The sequence below is a fragment of the Levilactobacillus humaensis genome (assembly GCF_024345185.1).
Taxonomy (GTDB): Bacteria; Bacillota; Bacilli; order Lactobacillales; family Lactobacillaceae; genus Levilactobacillus; species Levilactobacillus humaensis.
Genome location: NZ_BROB01000017.1, coordinates 42,741 through 63,949 on the forward strand (window position 1 = coordinate 42,741; position 21,209 = coordinate 63,949).

Here is a 21,209-nt window from a genome sequence, read left to right on the forward strand (position 1 = left end):
TTTGTTTCACATGAAACATCTTAGGGCAGGCTTGCCAATAGGTCGTTGGCGAGTTGACGCAGGTCATTGGTCACCGCTATCGGGGCCATTTCCAGATGCGCGCTTGGTCCCAAGTAGCGGAACCAATTCGAGAAATCACGGACCGCTTGGGTGTCTGTGGGCTCGACGGTGCACTCTAGTAGGGCGGTCTGTTGAAAGGGATCGCGGTACTGGAGAACAGCCGTGGGATGGGGATGATTGTGAAATTGTTGAATGGCGGGGGCAGTCAGGCTGATGCGGACGTTCACGGCCGGTTGGGCCTGACGGATGGCCGCGGTAATGACGTCAGGATCCAACGCCTGTTCCTTAGTAACGGGTTGAACGTCCTGCATATCGGCAACGGCTAATTGGCAGAAACGCTGGGTCGTCAGATCCCACGCGGCAATGTACCAGGTGGCCTGGCGGGTGAAGACGTGTTGGATCCAGACCGTGTGCCGACCGGTGCTATCCGTGATGATCAGCTGACGCGTTCGCAGACAGGTGTTGAGTAAGGGTTTTAAGAGCGCGGGCGCGAAGTCCGTGAGTTCGGTTAATTTCGGATTGCGGGGATTCGTGTGATCAAAGACTAGGAGTTCCTGCAGCGTTAGTAGATCGTCCTGTTGGGTCTGCGAGGCAATGGCCACAAGCTTCTCGGTCAACGTATTTCGATTCTCCAAATAGGGAAGCTGGGTGTTGAGGGTGGCGAGAAAGCTCACGAAGAGGGCTTTCAATTCCTCATTGTTGAACTGCACGGCCGGTAGGAGACGATTGGCGAGAACGGCATAGCCACCGTCACGCCCTACCGTGGCGGTCAGGGGCATCCCCAGCTCCTGAATGCTGTTGAGATCGCGAATCACCGTGCTCCGTGAGACTTGAAATTGGGTCATCAGTTCACGAATGGTAAAGACCTGGCGATTGTTGATATAGCGCATCATGGTATTGATTCGCGATGTTTTTGTCATGATTGCCTCCAAATGGTGTCAGTTTTTGATACGTTTAACGATTATACTCAGTGTATCAAGAAATGGAGGTCACGAACATGACAACTTATGCAATCGAAGAAAAACCAGCTTTTACAGTTTTAGGTATTGGGATGGTGCTGACCGGCGGCTTCTCTGAAATGGGGCAACAGAAGGCAGATTTCTGGCAGAAAATCAACGCGGGCCACGCCTTAGATGATTTGGCCGGGGTCACCGACTATCCCTATGCGGTGAACGAAGCCGTTAATGGGGAATTCCATTACTATGCTGGCAAGCAGGTTGATCCTAGCGCGACGGTAGCGACTGGGCAACGGCTGATTGCCTTTCCAGCCGGGAAGTACCTGGTGATCCAGGGAACGGCCAGCGATCAGATGGGGTTGTATAATGCGTTAGAGGGACCGGCCTTCGGTGAAATTCTCCCGAAACTCGAGGACTACGCTTACGTGGGTGGCCCCAATACCTCCTACATGACGGGACAAGATGCTGACGGTGTGCATGGTGAGATGTTAGTTCCATTGGTGGAAAAATAAGAGTGTGACAAAAGGCGGTTAGCCAGCGAGCATTAACGTCGATAGTCGGACAATCCTGATTTTGGATTGTTTGACTATCGGGGTTAAGCGGAGTTGGCTGCCTTTTGGCACACGTTTCAGCTAGATAAGTTTGGCGCCAATTGAAACGGAGGGTTTCACGTGAAACACGAGTGGCGAAAAGCCGAAAAAGAGTGGTATCTCCCTAAACAACCAACGATCTTAACGTTACCCCAGATGAATTTCATCACTCTGGCGGGGACCGGTGATCCGAACCGTCCCGAATTCAGCGAGCAGATCGGGGCATTATATCCCGTCGCCTATGACTTAAGAATGGCCTTGAAGCGCGGTGAACTGGGCGATCCTTACGAGTATACCGTTTACCCCTTGGAGGGCGTCTGGACGACCGATGATGGGTCTAAGGGGGCCGACCTGAATAAGTCGGCGTTACGTTATCAGATTATGTTGCGCCAGCCAGATCGCCTGACGGAGGTAAATTTCCAGGCGAGTCTGGAACGAGTCATGCACAAGAAGGATAATCCCTGGTTGTCCAAACTGAAATGGACCTCGTACACAGAGGGCCGGGTTATTCAGGCAATGCACCACGGGCCCTTTGATGAGGAACCCGCAACCTTTGCGAAGATGCAGGCCATTGTCAGCGAACAGCATGAACAGGTCATCTCCACGATGGGCGACTACTGGCACCGTGAAATCTATTTGACAGACTCGCGGCGGACAGCGCCAGAGAAGGCTAAGACGGTGTTGCGTTACCGTTTGGCGGCTAAAGATTAAATCAAGACTGTGAAATAAAGAAGACCAGGACAAAAATGTCCTGGTCTTTTTAAATTGGACTAATGTAACCATTGCAGAACCTGGTCCAAGGTTGAAACGGTATGCGTTGGCATGGCTGCGGTGGTTGGCGCCTCGTTATCCCGGTTGACCCAGATCGATGGCCAGCCCAGGTCGTCAGCAGGAACGATGTCACTCAGGTAGCCTTCGGCGATATGCCAGTGATTTTCTGGCGTTAGATCATAGTGCTGGGCAACCGTATTGAAGAAGTGGTGATCCGGTTTGTAGGCGTGAACATCCTCTGCCGTCCAAATGTCGAACGGTACCTGAAGGGCCGCCGCATTAGCCGGGATGATGTCCCAGGAGGAATTCGACATCATAATGAGGTGGTAGCCACGATCCTGTAAGGTCTTCAGCGTGGCGATCACCTCGGGAAAGGGCTTGAGGGTACGGTGGGCAGTTAGAACATCAACGAAGTAGCGTTCAAACTGATGTGTGAGTCCAAACTGGTAATCCAGATGAATCAGATTATTTCGGGTCAGGAGATCGTAGTCTAGGTAAGGGTGCATATTATTTCGGTCGCTCTGATAGGTGGCGAAGCGTTGGCGAGCCAACTGGGGATCGACCTCTAATTTCTGAGCAATTTCGGCAACTTTGGCGTAGGTATCTTCTTCCCGTAATAGGGTGCCATAGCAGTCAAACGTTAAGTATTTAGTCATCGTAAAACTTCCTTCTGACGGATTTGACATGAGGGGGAGGTCGCCGCCTGTTCCAAACAGAAAAACGATGTCCCCGAATGCCTTCAGTATGTAACAAAAAACGCCACCCGGCAAGGTGGCGTTTAAGGCTGGTCCGCAATCCATGGACCTAATGGCTATGTGATTAGTTAGGCGCATAGCTTTCGCATGAGTTGTTGTTAAAATGTCGAACGAAAGGGCTTATTCATCGTCGTAAGCGGCTTGGAAAATCTTGATGATATCTTCCTTCGTCCCCTTACGAGGGTTGGAGAAGGCGTTCCCGTCCTTCAAGGCGTTTTCAGCCATCAGTTCGAAGTCTTCTGGCTTAGCACCGATTTCCTTGATGGAAGCTGGGATACCAACGTCTTGTGACATTTGCTTCATGGCCTTGATGGACAATTCGGCGGCGTCACGCGTGGACAAACCAGTGGTATCTTCACCCATGATTTCAGCTAATTCGGCAAAGCGTTCTGGACAAGCGATGATGTTATATTGTTCAACGTAAGGGAGAAGCAATGCACAGCAGACACCATGTGGGGCGTCGTATTGGCCACCGAGTTGGTGAGCCATGGCGTGAACGTAACCTAAGTTGGCGTTGTTGAAGGCCATCCCGGCTAACATTTCAGCTTCAACCATCTTGGTCCGAGCGTCGAGGTTGTGACCGTTAGCAACGGATTCACGTAAGGAACCTTCAATTAACTTGATGGCTTCGATACATTGTGAGTCGGTGATTGGGTTGTGGTCAACGGACACGTAGGGTTCGATGGCTTGGACGAAGGCGTCCATCCCAGTTGCGGCAGTCAAGTTCTTAGGAATGTCGAGCATTAAAGTTGGGTCGTTGAAGGAAACTAATGGAATGTTCCGCCATGAAACGACAACGAACTTCAAGTGGGTTTCTTCATTAGTGATAACGGCGTGACGGGTTAATTCGGAACCAGTCCCGGCAGTCGTGTTAACGGCAATCAGTGGTGGTAAGGCGTGGTCGAGCGTTTCGATCCCGGCTAACTTGGTAATGTCGTCGCCGTTGGTCAAAATGTCACCGGCACCCTTACCAGTATCGTGAGCGGAGCCCCCACCAATGGTGATGATGGAGTCGGCACCAGAGTCTTCATAAAGTTTCTTAACTTCTTTGATATTCCGGATCTTGGGGTTGGGTTCAACGTTGTTGTAAATAACGTAGTCCACACCAGCCGCTTTAAGAGAAGCAAGGGTTTGTTGAACGGCACCATTTTCCATGTTTTCGAGAATCTTCCCAGTCACGATGACGGGCTTCTTCATCCCTAACATCTTTGCACGTTCACCAATTTTGCTAATTACGCCAGGGCCAAAAAAGTTGACACTGGGCATAAGAAAGTCATAACTACGTTCAGCCATAATTCATTTTCCCTCTTTCAGAAGTTTTGAAAATCTTTAACACCTATTTCACAAAGTAATTATAACGTAGGCACTTACAGTTTGCAATAACTTTTCTAGAAAGATTAGTTCGGCCATTTAACAATTGGAGGTTAGACGTTGGGACAACTCGCTTTTCGGCTATCACTGGAAATAAAAGTAGCCGTTTCCAACGAAAAAATTTAATTAATGAAAAAACGAACAAATTTCATTGCTATCTCGGTCATTGGTGTCATGACCTGCTCGCTTCCGACGAAAAATACTATAATAAGAGTATCGAATTGGGAGCAGGGGGTTAGAACATGAAAGACTTAAAGGCACACCGTCAATCCGAACAGATTGTGTGGGAAGAACGGCAGGCGGCTGAATTGAAGAAGTTAAAGGGCGCGCGCCTTCATCTGTCGATGAACGTTGTGGCCTACGTTGGGATCTCGGTTGTCGAGTTTTATTTGGCGATAGTTGGGCGTTCGCAAACTTTGCGGGCGGATGCCTTGAATAACTTATCCGGAATTATTTCGACGGCGCTGTTATTAATGGGAAATCACATCGCCAGTGATATCGACGACGATGACCTGATCGGACAGCCGTTGTCCGCAGAGTTACAACAGGACGATCAACGTCTACAGCTGACCCGTTTTCGCTACGAGACCGTCTTCACGCTCATCACGGGGATTGTGATGGTGGCCATCGCCGGTAGCGTCATGTTCAGCGGCGTAAAGAGCCTGCTACATACTGGAACCCAGACGATTCCTCAGCCGATTACCCTGGTTGGGGCAGGGATTGCCGCAGTAGTCATGTTGGTTGTCTGGTGGTCCAACCGGCGTGCCGGGCGGAAGTTGCAAAATGCCTCATTGACGGCGGCCGCGCAGGATAGTCTGAGTGATGCCGTGACGAGTGTCGGCACCCTGGTCGCCATTGCCGGTGCACTGCTCTTTCGTTTCGAATGGTTGGATGGTGCCGCCAGTATCGTGGTTGGGATCTTTATCCTGACGGCGGGCGTCAAGATCTTCCGGGAGAGTAGCCTGAACCTGGCAGATTACTTTGACCCCAAGGCGGAGGAACAGTTCCGTCAAGCCGTGTTGGCCTTTCCCGCGGTTCAAGGGGTTCGCGAACTGAATGCACATTACAATGGGAATGTCGTCACGTTAGATCTGATTATTGAGGTGGATCCCCACATGGAGGTTCAAGACAGTTACCGGTTGGGCGAGGAAATTGAGGCCACGATGCGTCGCCAGTTTGGAATTGTGGATACGGACGTCATGGCGGTGCCTAAGGATTAGTGAACGTGTTGAGTTGCTGGGTCTGAGAGGATTCGGCAACTTTTTGGTTACCCACGTTCTCGGTTTAATTATTATTAATATAATAATCATTAATAATAATTAATTTTAAAATGACGAGTCGTGCGTCTTACCATCGAGTTGATGGTTACCAAAAGGTACCTACTACCCAAAAGGTCATTTACCATGTACAATGGGTAAAACTATCAAGGAGGGTCCGCGAGATGAAGAAAATGTACACTTTAGGAGTCGAGGCCACTTTAGCCGTAATCAGTGGGAAATGGAAGCCACAGTTACTCTGCCACTTAAGTGTCCAACCTCAGCGGACCTGTGACTTACGGCGGATGTTACCCGATATTTCGCAGAAGGTGTTGACGCAACAGCTTCGGGAACTAGAGGACGATGGCATTATCGATCGACAGGTTCAGGGTGACCGGGCCCCATTTAAGGTGGTCTACAGTCTGACAGAGACAGGTCGGTCGTTGGGGAAGATTCTCCTCCAGATGTCACTCTGGGGTGAGCAGCGGGCCAATGAGCTGCCAAACGTGGAGATTGAAAATGACCACGCGGGGTTCAATCATCTCTTAGAGACGCTCTAAGACCAACGAAAGTGGGGGATACCCATGGAAACCAGAATTTCGGGGATGCAACGCACGCAACGGATGGTGACCTCGCCAGCGCAGTGGTGCCTGTTGTTACGGTTGGCTGTCGGTCCGGCCACGGGTGGGCAACTACGCTTGCTGGGATCGTGGTATGAGTTATGGCGACTGTGGCAACGCCACTTGATAATGTTTCATGTGAAACAATGGCGCTGGACCCTGACGGCCGACGGTGAGAGTCTGCGACCGGTGTTACGCGCCATTCAGGCTTGTATTACGGACTAAATATTTAAAAATAAAAACGGCGGGGAGTCCTGATTTTTCCGCGATTAAAGGGGACTTAGATATCATCGTTTGATTTCTAAGTCCCCTTTTTGAGTTGATTTACAATTAGTTGGAAATGACAGTTAATGAGAGATCTCAACCTGCAAGAAGCAGATTCGATGGTTCTGATCGAAGCGATAGGTGTCAAAGCCATGAAGCGCAAACAGCTGACCACTTTTCTTGCGACCGGCAACGGCCCATTCGGCGGTATAATTGGCCGCCGAACCGGTAATGACCTGACAAAGATGGCGTAAGTCTTGATTGTCTTTGAAAAAGTGGTCAAAGAAGGTGGCCACCTTAGTCGGATTATCCGCGATAAACCCATTAGCCCCTTCAACGACGGCCTTGCTGGAAAAGAGGCCAACGATGTCACTGAGTGCCTGAGAGTCATGCGAGGCCAAGTCTGATAGCTCAAAGTAGCGCTTAATTGTTGCCACATTTTGATCCATGTCGAATCCTTCTTTCCGTTAAGTGTTTAGTTTAGCCTGAATGGTTAGGAAGTAAAGAAATCAAGTGCGATTTGGGGTCAGTCGGTCATTAAGCTTACTTATTCTGCCGTGGTTAGTTTCACTTGCCCGTTTCCACTACGAATCATAAGGGGGTGTTGCCCAGCCTGATGGTAGGATTGGTGATTGCTAGCGACGCGCTGGCCGTTGAGCTTGGCCTGACCGTTCTTGACGGAAACCTGAAGGCCTTGTGTGGTCAGGTCGGTGAGTGTCGTGGCCCCATTCCGTTTGATGAGGGCCCCGCCTTGACGAACAGTCAGGTGATCGGCAGTGGTCGTGCCATTCTGATGGGTGATCTGGACCGTGTTAATGGTCAATCCATGTAGGTTTAGTGTGCCGTTAAGCTGGTTGATTTGTAGGCGATCCACCTGGCTAGTTGGGAGGGTAATCGTGATGGTTGGGGTGTGACCAATCGCTAATTGGTGCTGATGATCCAAAGGTTCGGTGATGCTGAGGCGATCGGTTGTCGCTACCACCTTGTATTGGGCTTTGGCGACTTGATTAAGGGTAATGGCCGGGGTAGATCCAGTCCGAATCGTCACCCGAGCGGTTCGAACGGCCAGTTGTAATTGGCGTGGTTGCTTCGTTAAGGGAATGGTCTGATGGGTGAGGTGTTCGAGGTGACCAGTGTTGATGGTGAGTCGGCGTTGACTAGCGATGATACCGAGGGTACCAGCAATAAGGACAAGAATGATAATAGCGAGGATGAGGAAGAATTTTTTCATGGGTGGAGACTCCTTTGATTTGAATGAATACTTATTAAATTCATTCATTTTTGTTTTAAAAAAATAACCGAAACGGCTATTTTAGGATAAACAAGAGAATGCTAGCGATGAGGTCGTTAAGCAGTTGATAGTAGCTGTCGGTTTGGATCTCGCTCTGGTGGAAATCGACTACTGTGAGGGCGTTGAAGAGGCTGATGATGCGGTCCTGATCCAGGCCCTCCTTCAGCTTTCCCGTTCGGCGCCACTGGTCGATGAGCTTCATCAGTGTGGCGTAGACTAGGCTTTCCTCGACGGCGGACTGATTCGTCTGTGCGATGATATTGTTGAGTTTGGGATTGGTGAACCACTCTTGGAGAATTTGGTTGTCGGCCGAGCAGGTGAAAATCTCCTGAACCACCGTTTTCACCACGGTGGCGGGGTCGTCGGTGAGGTCGACGCGGGCTAATATTTCCGCCTTGACGCGTTCATTTTCGGCGTTGTAGATGCGAACAAAGATATCATCCTTGGACGCATAGAAATTGTAGAAAGTCCCCACGGCAACGTCGGCGTGCCGGGCGATCTGTGCGATGCTGGTGTGCTTAAAGCCTTGTTGCAGAAAGAGGTCATGTGCACTATTAGCTAAACGCCGTTCCTTATCGTCCATCTTAAATCGCTCCTTTTGATGATGAATGAATATTATAACGGTTCGTTCATTTTGTCAAGCCTGATGTTTATCTAGTTAGCAGATCCCACGAAAAAACCGATTGCCAGGGGCAACCGGTGAGGGATTAATTTTGTTGATTAAGTTTTTCGTGAAGTCGCTGATCATAGGTCCGAACACTAGGCATGACCAACATCATAAGTCCACAGAACAGCGCCCCGATACCCCCGATGATGAAGAGTTTTTGGACCCCAATATTATCGGCGAGGGGACCGGCAAAGATTAAGCCGACCGGCCCGGTAAGACTCATGATTGAATTTAACACACCGAGAACTCGGCCGAGTTCGGCGGCAGGGAAGGTCTGTTGAATCATGGCCATGAGCAGGGTGTTAAAGAATGGTCCCATGAGGCCCGCCAGTGCATTGAAGGCGACGAACCAAATGAAGCTTCGCTGATTACCGGGGAGAAAGCCGCCGGCACCGAATGCAATTCCCAGAACAATTGTGGACCAGATAATGGGCCTCATACGATCTTGCCAGTTCCCAAAAATCCCAATGATCGCGCCGCCGGCTAACATGCCTGCCGAGAAAACGACTTCGATAAGGCCGGCTTGGCCCACGGTGCCATGGAAGTAACTCATGGTCATCAGTGGATAGAGGCTGGCCGCTGGCATGAAGAACAGGGTGAAGAGGGCGCCGAGTAAGGTGATGGCCCACAGGCCACGAGTGTTCCGGAGTCGGGTCAGACCAAATTTGGCATCGCTGAGAACACGAACAGGGTCGTCAATGACGGGATGTTCGGGAATTCGCACAGCCCAGAGGATACTGATGCCAATGATCGCGCCGACCACATCCAACAGAATCAGATAATTAATGGGGATGAGGGCGAACAGGAAGGCTCCCAGGGCGGGGGCAATAATCATGTTGGCCGATTGGACCATACCCAGCTGACCGTTAAGTTTGGTCAGTTGGTCCGCTGGAATCATGGTGGGCATAATTGCCTGAACGGTTGGCATCTGGAAGGTCTGAGCGACCGCTCGAACGAACAGGGAGACGAAGACTAACCACAGGGGGAAATGACTCTGAATGGTCCCGGAGATGGAAAGAATAATGGCAAAAATGGCAGCGACGACGTCTGGCACAATCAACAAGAGTTTCTTATTGAGCCGATCGACGAAGGGGCCGACAAAGGGACTGAGAACCACCATGGGAATCATCCCCAACAGGGTGGCAAAACTTAGGACCGTCGCCGATCCCGTCTGTTTGGTAAGGTACCAGATGATGGCGTACTGGACCACCATACTGGTGATACCAGAGAGAAACTGGCTGGTTAGAAACAGGTAGATGTTGCGCCGCCAATGCGGCAGTGTTTGGGTCATACATAACCCCCCTAATAAAATGTTCGTCGGATAATTTATATTAGCATGCTAGTTAAGGGGGATCAAGATACAGTGGCTGTTTCTTTGGCCGATAAAAAAGACCAAGGAACGCGTCCCTGGTCTAAATGCAATGACAAGTTATTTGCCAACCGCTTCTGTTCGCAGGTTGGATGGCACGAAACTATCGGGTTCGTTGTTTTCAAGAATGCTGGCATAGTGGGCGACCTTGTAGTTGATGGTGTCCAGATGCTTCTTCAAGTCGGCAATTTCGGCCAAGGTTTGTTCCTGTTGGGCGCACATCATGGCGTAGCGCTCGTTGACCGTGTCGTCTCCCTCTTGGATCAGATCCTGATAGTGTTTGATACTCTTCACGGACATGCCCGTCTCACGGAGGCAGACGATCATATTCAGCCATTCGAGGTCGGTGTCGTGGAAAATACGGTTGTTATTGGCATCGCGTTGAACGAACGGTAACATCCCGTGATCGTTGTAGTAACGGATGCTATAGGTCGAGATGCCGAGCTTTTCGGCAACTTCGTGGATGGTATAAGTCAAGTTGAGATCCTCCTTAAACGCAGGCCTTCGTCTAACATGAAGGTAAGTAGTCCTAGCATACGGTAAAATACCCGTTGCCGCAAGGATTTGGCTCTGATTTTGGGAATGTTGTGGGGCCTGAACGAATTTGAGGGAAGAAGGTTCGTAATTTTAAATATATGCGAATTTAATAAGCAAAATTATACCGAATGTTCGTCTAACGAATGATAATCATGGACTATGCCCGGGATATCCCGTATGATGTTGATTGAAAGACGAATATCAAGACAATTGAAGTGGGGGACAAGTCTATGCATTGGCTAGCCGATCTGTTAGCAGCCATCGGAGTTGTATTAAACGGCATTCCACAAGGGATCATGGCGATGTCGTTAGGATTTGCTATTTTTCCAACCATGTTTTCATTTCTATTCGCATCCGCGGTCAATGGGGCCTTTGGGGCCGTCGCACCGCTCTCTTTTCAAGCGGAGTCGCTGGCCTTAACCGGGAGCCTCGGTCGTGACTTACGCGAACGAACATCCATCATTCTTGGTGGATCGATCGTGATGTTGCTGATTGGGGTGACGGGGACGCTGACCAAGATCGTCGACGTCCTCGGTAACGGGATCATGGCGGGGATGATGGCCGGGGTTGGCCTGATGCTCGCTAAGATTGCCCTGGGTATGGCCAAGAAGGAACGACTTACGGGCTGGGTTTCCGTCGGACTAGCGGCGACGACCTACCTGATCAGTAAGGACTTGGTGTGGACGATCGTGATTTCCGTGGTTGGGTCCAGCCTGGCCGCCGTCTTCATCGAACACTACCGCGCAGAACTACCGGAACACGTGACCGCGCGACGCTTCGTCTTCACCAAGCCGACAGTGAATGTGCGGGTGGTTCGTGGGGCACTGAGTCTGGCGTGTTTAAACGTTGGGGCCAACATCTCGTACGGCCTGATTACCGGACAGATGACGGGAATCAAACCCAATCCGGTAAACTTGAACCTCTTGACGATCACCCAGTCCGTTGCGGATATGGGAACGAGTCTCTTGGGTGGGGCGCCGGTGGAAGCCATTATCTCGGCGACCGGAAGCGCCCCGGAACCAGTCGTGGCGGGAATCATGATGATGCTCATCATGGCCGCTATCCTGGCGCTGGGCTGGTTGCCCAAGCTAGGGAAGTATGTGCCAAGTGCCTCCATCGCGGGGTTCCTGTTCATCTTGGGAACTGTCGTGATCTTCCCGGTTAACGCGACCACCGCGCTACAAGGACCAACGGGAACCATCGCGGCCATTACGCTAGTGATTACCGCGATAGCCGATCCGTTCGCAGGTCTATTGACGGGTGCCGTCTTGAAATTTATTTTGCCACTTCTGGGACTGGGGGTCTAAGTCATGCAAAAGTATTTTGAACTACAGGTGGGGCCACTGACGCGGCAATTGCCGATCATGCCCATCAGCGACACGCTGGCGATTGCCTCATTCGTGTTATTGGGCGATGCCGAACTCACCGACTATGCTGCCAGCGAGCTGGCTAAACGGGTGCCCACGGACTTCGATTACTTGGTAACTTTGGAGAGTAAGGGGATTCCGCTAGCTCAGGAACTCAGTCGTTGTACCAATCACGCGCAGTACGTGGTGTTGCGTAAGAGCGTCAAGGACTACATGCGTGCGCCACAAACGGTGCCGGTATCGGCCATCACAACCAGTGCGCCACAACAGCTGGTCCTCGATGGAACGGATGCTGATCGCTTGGTGGCCAAGAAGGTAGTTATCGTGGACGACGTGATCAGTAGTGGTGGATCGCTTCAGGCCGCCAAGACATTGGTTGAACGCGCCGGGGCCACCGTTGTTAGCCAGGTCGCCATTTTGGCGGAAGGGGATGCGGTCGACCGGACCGACATTCATTATTTGGCAGAATTACCCCTGTTTCCGATTAACGATTAAGATTGCAATCCCCCGGCTTGTTCGACAGGTTGGGGGATTATTATTAGCTTAGAAATGGGGCCGTGCACAATCGCACGGTCCCATTATCTTTGAAGCTATTAAACAAGTTTCTTCTATATAAGTACAGTTACTGTCTACTTGGCGATGTAGGTCGTCTTGAAGTCATAAGGCACACCAGCGGGGTTGTAGTTGATGTTCTTGACGTTCTTCCGCAGAAGTTGTGACTTGGCGCCTTGGTACAGAGGAATCGTGCCTTGGTCGTTCATCAGAACCTTTTCAGCTTGAACCAATTCGGACCAACGTTTGTTGGGTTGGTTACCATCACGGTTCTCGGCGTGATCCAGGAGTTGGTCAAATTGCGAATTCTTCCAGCCCGTAGTGTTGAACGTCGAATCGGATTCGAAGACTTCCAGGAAGTTGATCGGGTCGGCGAAGACGGATTGCCAGCCGCTCATGGTCAGATCGTAATCCCCGTTGTCCTGTTGGGTCATCAACTGAACGTAAGGAACCGTCTTGATGTTAATCTTGACCCCGGGCAGCTTCTGAAGGGCACTCTGTAGGAACTCGGCAGTCTGCTTGGAGGAGTCCGTATCGGACACTGAGAGGGTCACGTCCAGCGACTTGTCCTTGGTCTGCTTGAGACCCTTAGCCAGCAGTTGTTTGGCCTGGGTGAGATTGTAGCTGGTGGCACTGGAGACGGCTGCCTCCTGATTGAATGCCTGTCCCGTCTTAGGGTTGTTACCCATGCCGGATGGCACGAAGCCATTCGAGGCGACGGAACCGTCTTGCAGGACGTTCTTGACCAGGTCCTGCCGGTTGATGGCCAATGAGAAGGCCCGCCGCACGTCGAGGTTCTTGAAGGCGGGAACCTTCTTGGTGTTCAGATCCAGGCGTTGCGTGCCGGATGGTAGGCGTTTGACGAAGTTCTCGTTGTTTAAATTATTCTTGACCTGTTGGCCACTGAGGAGGGTTTCATCGGTCTTCTGGGCGTTGAAGAGGTTGTAGCTAGTTGTCGGACTCTTGGTGACGACCTCGTTAATCTTGGTGAGGTGCACGTGGGACTTGTCCCAGTAGGTTGGGTTCTTGGCCAGCGTCCAGGTACCGGACGTGCCGCTCCATTTGGTCAGGCGGTAAGGGCCGTCGGAAACAATGGTGGCGGAGCTGGTTCCGTAGCGTTTGCCATACTTGTTCACGGCATTTTGGTTAATCGGGTAGAAGAGCGGCCAAGCCAGGAGTTTCTTGAAATACGAGACGGGACGCGTCAGTGAGACCGTCAGTTTGTATTTGCCAGTGGCCTTGATCCCCAGGTTTTTCAGGGGTTGCTTGCCCTGGTTGATGGCTTCGGCGTTCTTCACGGGGAAGAGGTAGAAGGCGTCCTGTGAGGCGGTCTTGGGGTCAACCGTTCTTTGCCAGGAATAGACGAAGTCCTTGGCTGTCAGGGGGTCGCCGTTACTCCACTTTACGCCGTGACGAAGGTTAAAGGTGTAGGTCTTTCCGCCATCGGTTAACTTGGTTGAGGTGGCTAAGGCGTTGGCCGGGGTTCCCTTGCTGTTAAGGCGGTAAAGGCCTTCCTGGGTATTCTGTAAAACGGTGAAGCTCAGCGTATCCGTGGCCTTGGAAAGGTCGGCGGAGGCCAGGTCTGAGGACTCGGTCCAATTCAAGACTTGGTTGGCGGCGTACTGGCCACTGTGGCCGGCGGCGGTGGACTGGTTACCACACCCCGCGAGGGTGACAAGACTGAGTGCTGACAGGGTTAAAATTGTGTAAATTGCGTGCTTTTGGTGCATCCCAAACATCTCCTCTGAAGGTTAAAAAAATCGTCCTTATGCTTAAACATAAGGACGATTTACTCGCGGTACCACCTTGATTTACACTGAACTCACGCCCAGTGCCTCCGTAACTTCTGTTGCCAAAAGTCGGAAGCGGTAACGTGCTTCAATCCGGGTAGTCAGCTTGCACCGACTACTAGCAACCAGGCTCATCTTCGTTATACCGTTGTAAGCCACCTTTTCAGCTACCGGTGGTCTCTGCGTCTTAGCGGGTACGACTACTCTTCCTGGTAATGCGTTCCTGTATATTTCTAACTTGGCTCTAATAATAGTCGCGCAATTTCGCTTTGTCAACCAGAAGTTTTAAAAAGTTAAACCGCGGTGTGACGGGGATTATTAGCATATAGTAGAATGATTGGCGGGGGATTTGATTATACGCCAACTGTATAATCCGATAGATGTATCTCAAGATAAATTTGAATATTTATGCGTTATAAAATGCCAACAATAAGCCACTTCAGTTGTCGACGGATCCACGCCATTCTCGTATACTTAGAGCAAGGTTTCTGCCGGGAGGGATAATCATCGCAATTGAATTGAATCCGTTACTTAAAAACTTACTATTAGCCACTAATCTAGGCCTGAGTCGAGCACACCCACTGGCTGGTTGGTCAATCTTGACAATACTTTACCGTGATAGCACGGTGGGTGGTGAACCCATTACGTTAGGTTATTTGGCTCGGAAATATAACAGTACATACCTAAACACGGATGAACAACCCCTGAAAGATGATGTCCTCAAGCGAATATTAGACAACATCAGTACGAAGGCGAAACTAATTGAAGTGTCGCCGCAAAAGGTTCGGGTGCGGATGAAGAGTGGTAATTATCATACGCAGCAATCTTACGTTTATCAGATTACGAGTAGTGGGATCGAATATCTTTCGGCGATGCAACGGGTGGTAGATGCTGATAATACTGTTGCGGCGAATATTACGCGGATTTCTGAATATTGTCAGTTGGTCAATCGCCTCTCAAAACCGATTCTAAAGGCTGATAGCACGCAATTATACAATGATTTTCAGAACATGGTCTCAGCCTATAACGATGTGATGAAAGGGATGCATAAACTGGACAGTGATCTTAGTGAATTAGCCAACAATCTGGCCTTCAATCATGGCGGGGTGGCAGCGATCCACCTCCAGACAATGTTGAAGGAAAAGGCGATTCCGGCCTTTTCTAAAATGTTGGATCAGGGTCCACAGCTCCAAGCCTTGGCTAACTCAGAAACTTTTAGTACGCGAGTGGCACACAGTCAACAGGGGAATGACGATCTAGATACAGCGCGGGCTGTGGGCGACGAGAGTAAATTATTGGTGAGATTTAATCGGGCAGAAGCGTATGTTCAGCGGCAGCTTCACCGGCTATCTGCCAGTTTTGATCCGAGTACGAGTGCGATTGATAACAGCTTGGATACGGTGTATCTGTTGTTTCAAACAATCTTAAGTGCCATTCGACTCTTAGGCCAAGAGTATGATCATATTCAGCAACAATCTGTCGATATTAAAGAACTTACGGCCGAAATTGACCAATTATTAACCAGTTATCAAACCATCAAGATTCCTGAAGAAATTCCTCAACATTTGGCACAAGACCGGCCGCTTGCAGAGCCGGCGGATTTACTTCAGGCTGGTGAGATTGCACCAGTTGGATATGTGGCAACTAGTAAGCCCCAGGTTAAATTAACTGCGGCCGATAACCCCACAGTTGTCGGAACCACCGATACTGGAGAGACCCAGGCGCAGCAGGCGTTGGCGGAATTTAAACGGCTAGTCATGCGCGATGACAATCATGGTATTGTCAATCATGATTTGGAATTAACGTCGTTGCAAGCACGAGATGAAGTTGTTCGCTTATATGCCGCGACTGCCTATGACTATGACACGAACTTTGCCTTGTTCGGACGACCGCTGTATCGCGTGGCAACGCTGGCAGGTGGTGCAATTAACTTACATTGCACGGGTGAGGATTATCAAGTGACATTGCCGAATTGCTTTGAATTTTGGTTTGACGAGGAGCGGGTAAAATGAAAGATTTAAGCGGATCCGAACGATTCATTATCAATGATCTATTTGATTCTGGTATTTTTACCAGCACCGTTACCGATCAGACGTCACAGGCCAAAGCGGATGCGATTGTGGCGTTACGACGCCCAGCGACGCAGCAACGGTTGCGTTCCTTTCTGGTTGACTTAGTGGGTGTTGGGCCGACTAATTTCCAAGAAAATTTAATCTTTTTGTCTGGTGAAAAGAGTCTGCCAGCTGAGACAACCCACGTGTTACTAGCAACGATCAAAGCGGTCATTAATTTACCAGAACTTCAAAATACCCAGGCCGATCGGGTAGTTGCCGTGCGAACCGTGGTTCGGCAGGTGCATAGTGAGGTTGTCGAACTAAATGAGAAAGAAATCCGGAATCAAATCATTGCCTTATTTGTTGACCGATTTGGTTTATTTATTGAAGATGAACCGGAACAAATCCCTGAAGATCAAGCACAAGAAATCGAAGAATATTGGAGTGTTAGCCCAGACTTTGCTGCGGTTGCCCAATGCCTAGTGAATCGGATACGAACAATGACTGATCGGCCGACGCCATCAACGATCCAGCAAATTAATCAGACCTTGCTTAATCGCTATTACTTGTCTGCGGCTTCCTATCTTTGGCCAGAGCTCGTGAAAAATAAAGAAGTGATTGCCGCACAGTGGCAACAAACCGATCGTTTTGTCTTAGAGTGTGGGGATAATTATGCAGTATTATTGGATAAAAAACGTTCGCCAAGTACGGCCAAACCATTTGTGATTGCGATTGGTGTGGCACAGTCGCTAGGCATTGGCATACCTAGTGCTCAGTTGCTGGATCGTATTCATAATGTGGCCGAACGCCTAATACCGGGCTATCCCATCAATGTTAGTTTGGTCAAGGAAGCCTTATACGTCAACGGTTTAGCACTTGAACGAGATGGGTATGTTGTGGCAACACCGTTGGTTAAGCGCTTTGGAATTAAACAGGCGGAAAGAGAGGCATAGTATGACTATTCAAGAACACCTCGTACCGGTAAGTTTTCATCTTCGTAACTTTGACAAATACCGGAAACTAGATCTGCCAGCAGCAGAGAATGGAAATTTAACACTTATTGGTGAAAATGCGGCCGGAAAGACAACTTTGGCAAACTGTTTCTTTCCAATGTTAATTGATGGGTCAATTGCGACGCCATCATTCAATTCGGCCAAAGGAACGGATAAACTCGATCGAACAACCGGTCCGCGAAACAGTGCTCAGGATGCACGGACCTTCAATAGTATGTTACTCGACTGGGGTCCTGGTGCCATGAAGGTTCGGACTGGGTACAGCTATCTTTACCTACGTTCCAAGCGACGTCAGGTGATCTTAGGAATTGGGGCTTACCGAAATGTCAGTGAAAAGCGGCAACCGACTTGGTGGTTTGTCGGTATGACGACTGATGTGGCAACCCCCCTGACAGTGGTGACGACTGACGAAACCGGTGCTAGCTTAAACTTATCTGATTTTCTCAGCGTCAATCAGAACTTAGGCGAAGACTTACATGTTTTCAAAACAGTTGAAGAATACCACGCCTTTGTGGCCGGGCAAGTGTATGGGTTTAGTGACAAGTCATTGACCAAGTTAGCTTCAGTTTATCGGTTGTTGGCATCACCAATTTTAACGGGTGGTGATGTCCGGTTTACCCCTATCCGGGAAGCTTTAAAAAATGCCCAGGAGGGAATTGATTCTCAAATCATTCAAGCTGTTGCGTCGGCGCAGCGTGAGGTCAACCGAACGAAAGGGAGTTTGGATCGGGTTCGGCGAGCACAAGAACGGCTTCGAAGAATGAAGAAAGAAATATTCTGGCGAAATTTGAATCGGATTGAGGAGAAAACGTTACGTCCATACAGTGCCAGTCAACATCAATACAAGGAAAACTTGGAGCAATGTGAACAGGCTAAGCAGAGAATTGGAAAACTTGAACATGAACTAGAGCGGCTGGCAGTGGCTTTGAAGGATGCTGCCACTGAGTTAGATGGTCTGCGCCAAGAGAAGGCTAACCAAGCCAACATTGTGGAGCAACGTCAGCAGTATGAGAATCGGCTATTAGATTTAGAGCGTCGGTTAAAACAGTTTCGGAAACAGAAGCAGCGGTTAGCGGTATTGGAGGATCAAGCGACGGCGCTGGCGGAACAGTTGTCACAGTTAAAGACTCGGCAAGAGCAGTTAAATCAAGAACAACTACAGCCCCTGTTGTCCTATCTGGCAACACATGCGGCAGAGATGCCCGAATTAACGAAAGTGGTTACCGAAGTTGATGCCAGCGTTTTATTAGAAAAGTTAACGCAATACATTCGCGAACAGCGACGGGCGAGTGAACGTTACCAAGAAGATGAACGGGCCAAGCAACATGCTAGCCAAGATGTTCGGATCGTTATGACGATGCGTGAAACACTTGATGGGCGAATTGACCAGCGGGTGAACGCCATACAAGCGCGCACACGGAAGGACTTACATCAGGATAATCAAGAAGTTCATGATGCCGGGGCGGCAAAAATGGATGCTGAATTTCAGCAATTTGTAAAGCATCAAGAGCAACTCTTACAGGCCCATGCGGATTTGAAGGTTAATCTGACTGAAGCAACGCGGTTGGATGAGCTCACAGTTCGTGAGCAAAAGCTGACTGAGGTTCTCGCCGATTTAGCAGCGGTTAAACAAGATCAGCGGCGACAAGCCGAGAAACAATCGGATGTCATCGGTCGTATCCAAGAAATTCAAGCGGATACAGAAACTGATTTTGATGAACAGCGGGTGACAGCTGAGATTGCGGAGACACAACGACGTCACGACGCGTTGGTCATTGATAATAGTATTGACGAAAAGATTCGGCTGGCTGACCTCAAGCAAAGCAAAGTGGAAAAGCAACAGCGAGAGTTTTTGACCCAAAAGGCTGCGGATGAAGGAAAAATTGCGACGATCCGGATTCAAATGGATCAACAACAGAAGACGTTATCAGAATTGAAAAAGAGTATCGAGACAGCCTTAGAAGCTTTGGCGCCCTATCAGCCTGAACAAGTCCAGCTGACGACGGTTGAGAAAGTCTTGGCCTTTGTCCAACAACATGCAAGTGAGGTTCGGAATAATCGAATCGATGATTTGACCAGTCAGATCAGCAAGCTTATTCACCGAAATAATCAAGATGGTATCGACAGAAATGCCTTAGATACTGTGTTCGAAGAACGTGGTCACAGTGCTGAAGCAAGTGCCATGCGTCAAAATCGCTCTGTACTTGAAAAGGGATTGACCGTGGTGGCCTTTGATATTAATCAGTCCATAGCACTGATGGTGGCAGATGAAAAACATATTGAGAAGGCCTTAGAAGTCTTACAATCTGGGAATGACACGGCTCAGACTTACTACCTTAATTCGGCGGTTATCACAATTGCAGCTCAGTATCGGTTGATTACTGGCTACAATCGGATGTTGGGTGAGGGGCTGACGCACGAGCAGAATATTAAGCTGAAAGTTTCGTTAACACCCACTAGTGTGTCCACCCAGGTTATTGAGGAGGCCTGCAATCCCAGTTTGACTGCTCGTCCTGAATTGGAAGCGGAAGTTCAAAATCGGTTGCAAAAGCTAGCGAATGACTTATCGATTGCTGACGATGACGAGGCCTTCATGGAGAAGGCTCAGGAGATGTTAGATACGCGGCAGTGGTCAGATTTTAAGGTGTTGATTAAACGGCGGCAAAGTGATGAAAACCATTATGAAGAAGTGAACGATAATTTTGTTAAGTCTGGGGGATCAGGAGCGGAAAAAGCCCAGGCAATGGTGTTACCACTACTGTTAGTGCCCAAGATGGTTTTAGAGCAAGCTTCCCAAAAGGACGCCCCACATTTAGTCATGTTTGATGAATTTGCTGACAAGTTGGATCCTGAGACAGCGAAGTCTTTTGCTAAGACGATTGCCCGGTTTGGCTTTAATTTCATCGCAACCATGCCAGGTGGCGCACAAAATAAAATCTTAGCCGATGGGGTGGATAATATTGCCTACGAAGTTATTTCACCAAGCTTGAAAAAGGATAACCAGTTCCATCTGAATAAAGTTCGTCAGGCATTAGTTTGGGGGCCAGCACATGAGTCCGTATCGTAAAGCTTATGAGTCGTCGACGGGGCTAACAGCACCGAAGGAGGCGGCACAACTGGATGGCTTGTTTCAGCGAATTGTACGTGGTGATCGACTACCACCACGTGGGCAGCAGGCTGTAGATGCTGGACTAACGGCGCACAGCTTGAATGATCGTCGAGAAAATCCGCAGCTTTTTGATTATTACCAGTGGGTCTTGGCAAATGTTCTAACAGATTATCCGGTAAACGAATTGTCGGCAAAGCTGATTGAAATGGCGTTCACATGTATGTCAATATTTAAGACAGATTTACCACAACCACTCACACTCAATCCTTGGCAGGTTCCGGCGATGCAAGATTATCCCTTAGAAACGAAGAAGGCTGTGGTTATCGAGAATAATGGCGTTTTCGTTTGGCTGGCCACGTTACATCCAGAGTGGCCTTTGATTAATCAAGCTGGTAATGACCTTAACTCGGCGTACATCCAGTTAATGCAGTGTCTGGAGTTGCGCGGGGTCCAGCTTACTTATCTAGGGGACTTGGATAGTCGTGGTATTCAAATGGCGGACAGCCTATTTCGTCAGCTATCACGAACGTCGATTGAAACCTTTACGGCCATTCAATCACCTGCAAATGTCAGTTATTGGCTGACTTTGAAGGGAAAGAAGGATGTTAGACGTACACGTCGATTAGCGGTGAAGACGCCCATTCTTTGTGAAGAATTGGACTCAATCCGGTTGTTTGGTAAATTTGTTGAGCAAGAGCAACTGGTTTCAAACTATGAACGGCTGATTGAAGAGTGGCTAATTGAGTAATTCGAGTTGGTGCGGTACCAAACAACTTATGATCCTAAGAACACAAATTTAGGCGACATTTAATTCCAA

At 49.5% G+C, this 21,209-nt stretch carries 20 protein-coding genes; 11 read left to right on the top strand and 9 right to left on the bottom strand.

The window, feature by feature from the left end:
• Nucleotides 1-20: 20 nt before the first annotated feature.
• Nucleotides 21-980 carry a helix-turn-helix transcriptional regulator gene (locus OCU14_RS06815; RefSeq protein WP_261810378.1) on the bottom strand — a complete coding sequence of 320 codons (960 nt, stop codon included), beginning with the start codon at nt 978-980 and terminating at the stop codon, nt 21-23.
• Nucleotides 981-1,057: 77 nt separating this feature from the next.
• Here OCU14_RS06815 and OCU14_RS06820 point away from each other — a divergent pair, with 77 nt between their 5' ends.
• Together OCU14_RS06820 and OCU14_RS06825 are read left to right on the top strand one after the other, a co-directional pair.
• Nucleotides 1,058-1,528, top strand: coding sequence for an effector binding domain-containing protein (locus OCU14_RS06820; protein WP_261810379.1), 471 nt, complete (start codon nt 1,058-1,060; stop codon nt 1,526-1,528).
• A 159-nt stretch (nt 1,529-1,687) separates the two neighbouring features.
• Entirely contained in the window at nt 1,688-2,317 is a 630-nt protein-coding gene (locus OCU14_RS06825; RefSeq protein ID WP_261810380.1) for a GyrI-like domain-containing protein, read from the top strand.
• Between the two features lie 59 nt (nt 2,318-2,376).
• On the opposite strand, the gene OCU14_RS06830 is transcribed toward OCU14_RS06825, so the two are convergent.
• Both OCU14_RS06830 and OCU14_RS06835 read right to left on the bottom strand, forming a co-directional pair.
• On the bottom strand, nt 2,377-3,033 hold the full coding sequence (locus OCU14_RS06830; RefSeq protein ID WP_261810381.1) for an HAD family hydrolase: 657 nt from the start codon (nt 3,031-3,033) through the stop codon (nt 2,377-2,379).
• A gap of 219 nt (nt 3,034-3,252) precedes the next feature.
• The gene (locus OCU14_RS06835; RefSeq protein WP_261810382.1) at nt 3,253-4,425 is read right to left on the bottom strand and encodes an iron-containing alcohol dehydrogenase; all 1,173 of its coding nucleotides are present in this window, start codon (nt 4,423-4,425) and stop codon (nt 3,253-3,255) included.
• Nucleotides 4,426-4,745: 320 nt separating this feature from the next.
• Here OCU14_RS06835 and OCU14_RS06840 point away from each other — a divergent pair, with 320 nt between their 5' ends.
• The 3 genes from OCU14_RS06840 (at nt 4,746) to OCU14_RS06850 (ending at nt 6,604) form a co-directional block, all read left to right on the top strand.
• Nucleotides 4,746-5,723, top strand: coding sequence for a cation diffusion facilitator family transporter (locus tag OCU14_RS06840; protein ID WP_261810383.1), 978 nt, complete (start codon nt 4,746-4,748; stop codon nt 5,721-5,723).
• Between the two features lie 221 nt (nt 5,724-5,944).
• Complete coding sequence (locus OCU14_RS06845) at nt 5,945-6,319, top strand: winged helix-turn-helix transcriptional regulator (RefSeq protein WP_261810384.1); 375 nt, start codon at nt 5,945-5,947, stop codon at nt 6,317-6,319.
• A gap of 24 nt (nt 6,320-6,343) precedes the next feature.
• A complete protein-coding gene (locus OCU14_RS06850) occupies nt 6,344-6,604 on the top strand; it encodes a hypothetical protein (protein ID WP_261810385.1) in 261 nt (86 codons plus the stop codon).
• A gap of 122 nt (nt 6,605-6,726) precedes the next feature.
• Here OCU14_RS06850 and OCU14_RS06855 read toward each other — a convergent pair whose 3' ends face one another.
• The 5 genes from OCU14_RS06855 to OCU14_RS06875 all read right to left on the bottom strand — a co-directional run bounded on the left by OCU14_RS06855 (nt 6,727) and on the right by OCU14_RS06875 (nt 10,447).
• The gene (locus OCU14_RS06855; RefSeq protein ID WP_261810386.1) at nt 6,727-7,092 is read right to left on the bottom strand and encodes a nuclear transport factor 2 family protein; all 366 of its coding nucleotides are present in this window, start codon (nt 7,090-7,092) and stop codon (nt 6,727-6,729) included.
• A 98-nt stretch (nt 7,093-7,190) separates the two neighbouring features.
• Complete coding sequence (locus tag OCU14_RS06860; RefSeq protein ID WP_261810387.1) at nt 7,191-7,874, bottom strand: DUF4097 family beta strand repeat-containing protein; 684 nt, start codon at nt 7,872-7,874, stop codon at nt 7,191-7,193.
• Between the two features lie 76 nt (nt 7,875-7,950).
• Nucleotides 7,951-8,517, bottom strand: a complete 567-nt coding sequence (locus OCU14_RS06865; protein ID WP_261810388.1) for a TetR/AcrR family transcriptional regulator — start codon at nt 8,515-8,517, stop codon at nt 7,951-7,953.
• A 124-nt stretch (nt 8,518-8,641) separates the two neighbouring features.
• Nucleotides 8,642-9,892, bottom strand: a complete 1,251-nt coding sequence (locus OCU14_RS06870) for an MFS transporter (RefSeq protein WP_261810389.1) — start codon at nt 9,890-9,892, stop codon at nt 8,642-8,644.
• 138 nt (nt 9,893-10,030) lie between these two features.
• Nucleotides 10,031-10,447, bottom strand: coding sequence for a MerR family transcriptional regulator (locus OCU14_RS06875; RefSeq protein WP_261810390.1), 417 nt, complete (start codon nt 10,445-10,447; stop codon nt 10,031-10,033).
• 290 nt (nt 10,448-10,737) lie between these two features.
• On the opposite strand from OCU14_RS06875, the gene OCU14_RS06880 reads away from it, so the two are divergent.
• Together OCU14_RS06880 and OCU14_RS06885 are read left to right on the top strand one after the other, a co-directional pair.
• Nucleotides 10,738-11,814, top strand: a complete 1,077-nt coding sequence (locus OCU14_RS06880) for an NCS2 family permease (RefSeq protein ID WP_261810391.1) — start codon at nt 10,738-10,740, stop codon at nt 11,812-11,814.
• A 3-nt stretch (nt 11,815-11,817) separates the two neighbouring features.
• A complete protein-coding gene (locus OCU14_RS06885) occupies nt 11,818-12,369 on the top strand; it encodes a phosphoribosyltransferase family protein (RefSeq protein WP_261810392.1) in 552 nt (183 codons plus the stop codon).
• Nucleotides 12,370-12,503: 134 nt separating this feature from the next.
• Here the strand turns inward: OCU14_RS06885 and OCU14_RS06890 are convergent, their stop codons facing one another.
• The gene (locus OCU14_RS06890; protein ID WP_261810393.1) at nt 12,504-14,156 is read right to left on the bottom strand and encodes a peptide ABC transporter substrate-binding protein; all 1,653 of its coding nucleotides are present in this window, start codon (nt 14,154-14,156) and stop codon (nt 12,504-12,506) included.
• A 566-nt stretch (nt 14,157-14,722) separates the two neighbouring features.
• On the opposite strand from OCU14_RS06890, the gene OCU14_RS06895 reads away from it, so the two are divergent.
• Genes OCU14_RS06895 through OCU14_RS06910 form a run of 4 tightly spaced genes read left to right on the top strand, consistent with a single transcriptional unit; the run spans nt 14,723 to nt 21,140 of the window.
• Nucleotides 14,723-16,228 carry a hypothetical protein gene (locus OCU14_RS06895; protein ID WP_373875080.1) on the top strand — a complete coding sequence of 502 codons (1,506 nt, stop codon included), beginning with the start codon at nt 14,723-14,725 and terminating at the stop codon, nt 16,226-16,228.
• Nucleotides 16,225-17,223, top strand: coding sequence for a hypothetical protein (locus OCU14_RS06900; RefSeq protein WP_261810395.1), 999 nt, complete (start codon nt 16,225-16,227; stop codon nt 17,221-17,223). The genes OCU14_RS06895 and OCU14_RS06900 overlap by 4 nt, the downstream gene beginning before the upstream one ends.
• Nucleotide 17,224: 1 nt before the next feature.
• Complete coding sequence (locus OCU14_RS06905; RefSeq protein ID WP_261810396.1) at nt 17,225-20,350, top strand: SbcC/MukB-like Walker B domain-containing protein; 3,126 nt, start codon at nt 17,225-17,227, stop codon at nt 20,348-20,350.
• Nucleotides 20,334-21,140, top strand: a complete 807-nt coding sequence (locus tag OCU14_RS06910; protein ID WP_261810397.1) for a DUF2399 domain-containing protein — start codon at nt 20,334-20,336, stop codon at nt 21,138-21,140. The genes OCU14_RS06905 and OCU14_RS06910 overlap by 17 nt, the downstream gene beginning before the upstream one ends.
• Nucleotides 21,141-21,209: the final 69 nt, after the last annotated feature.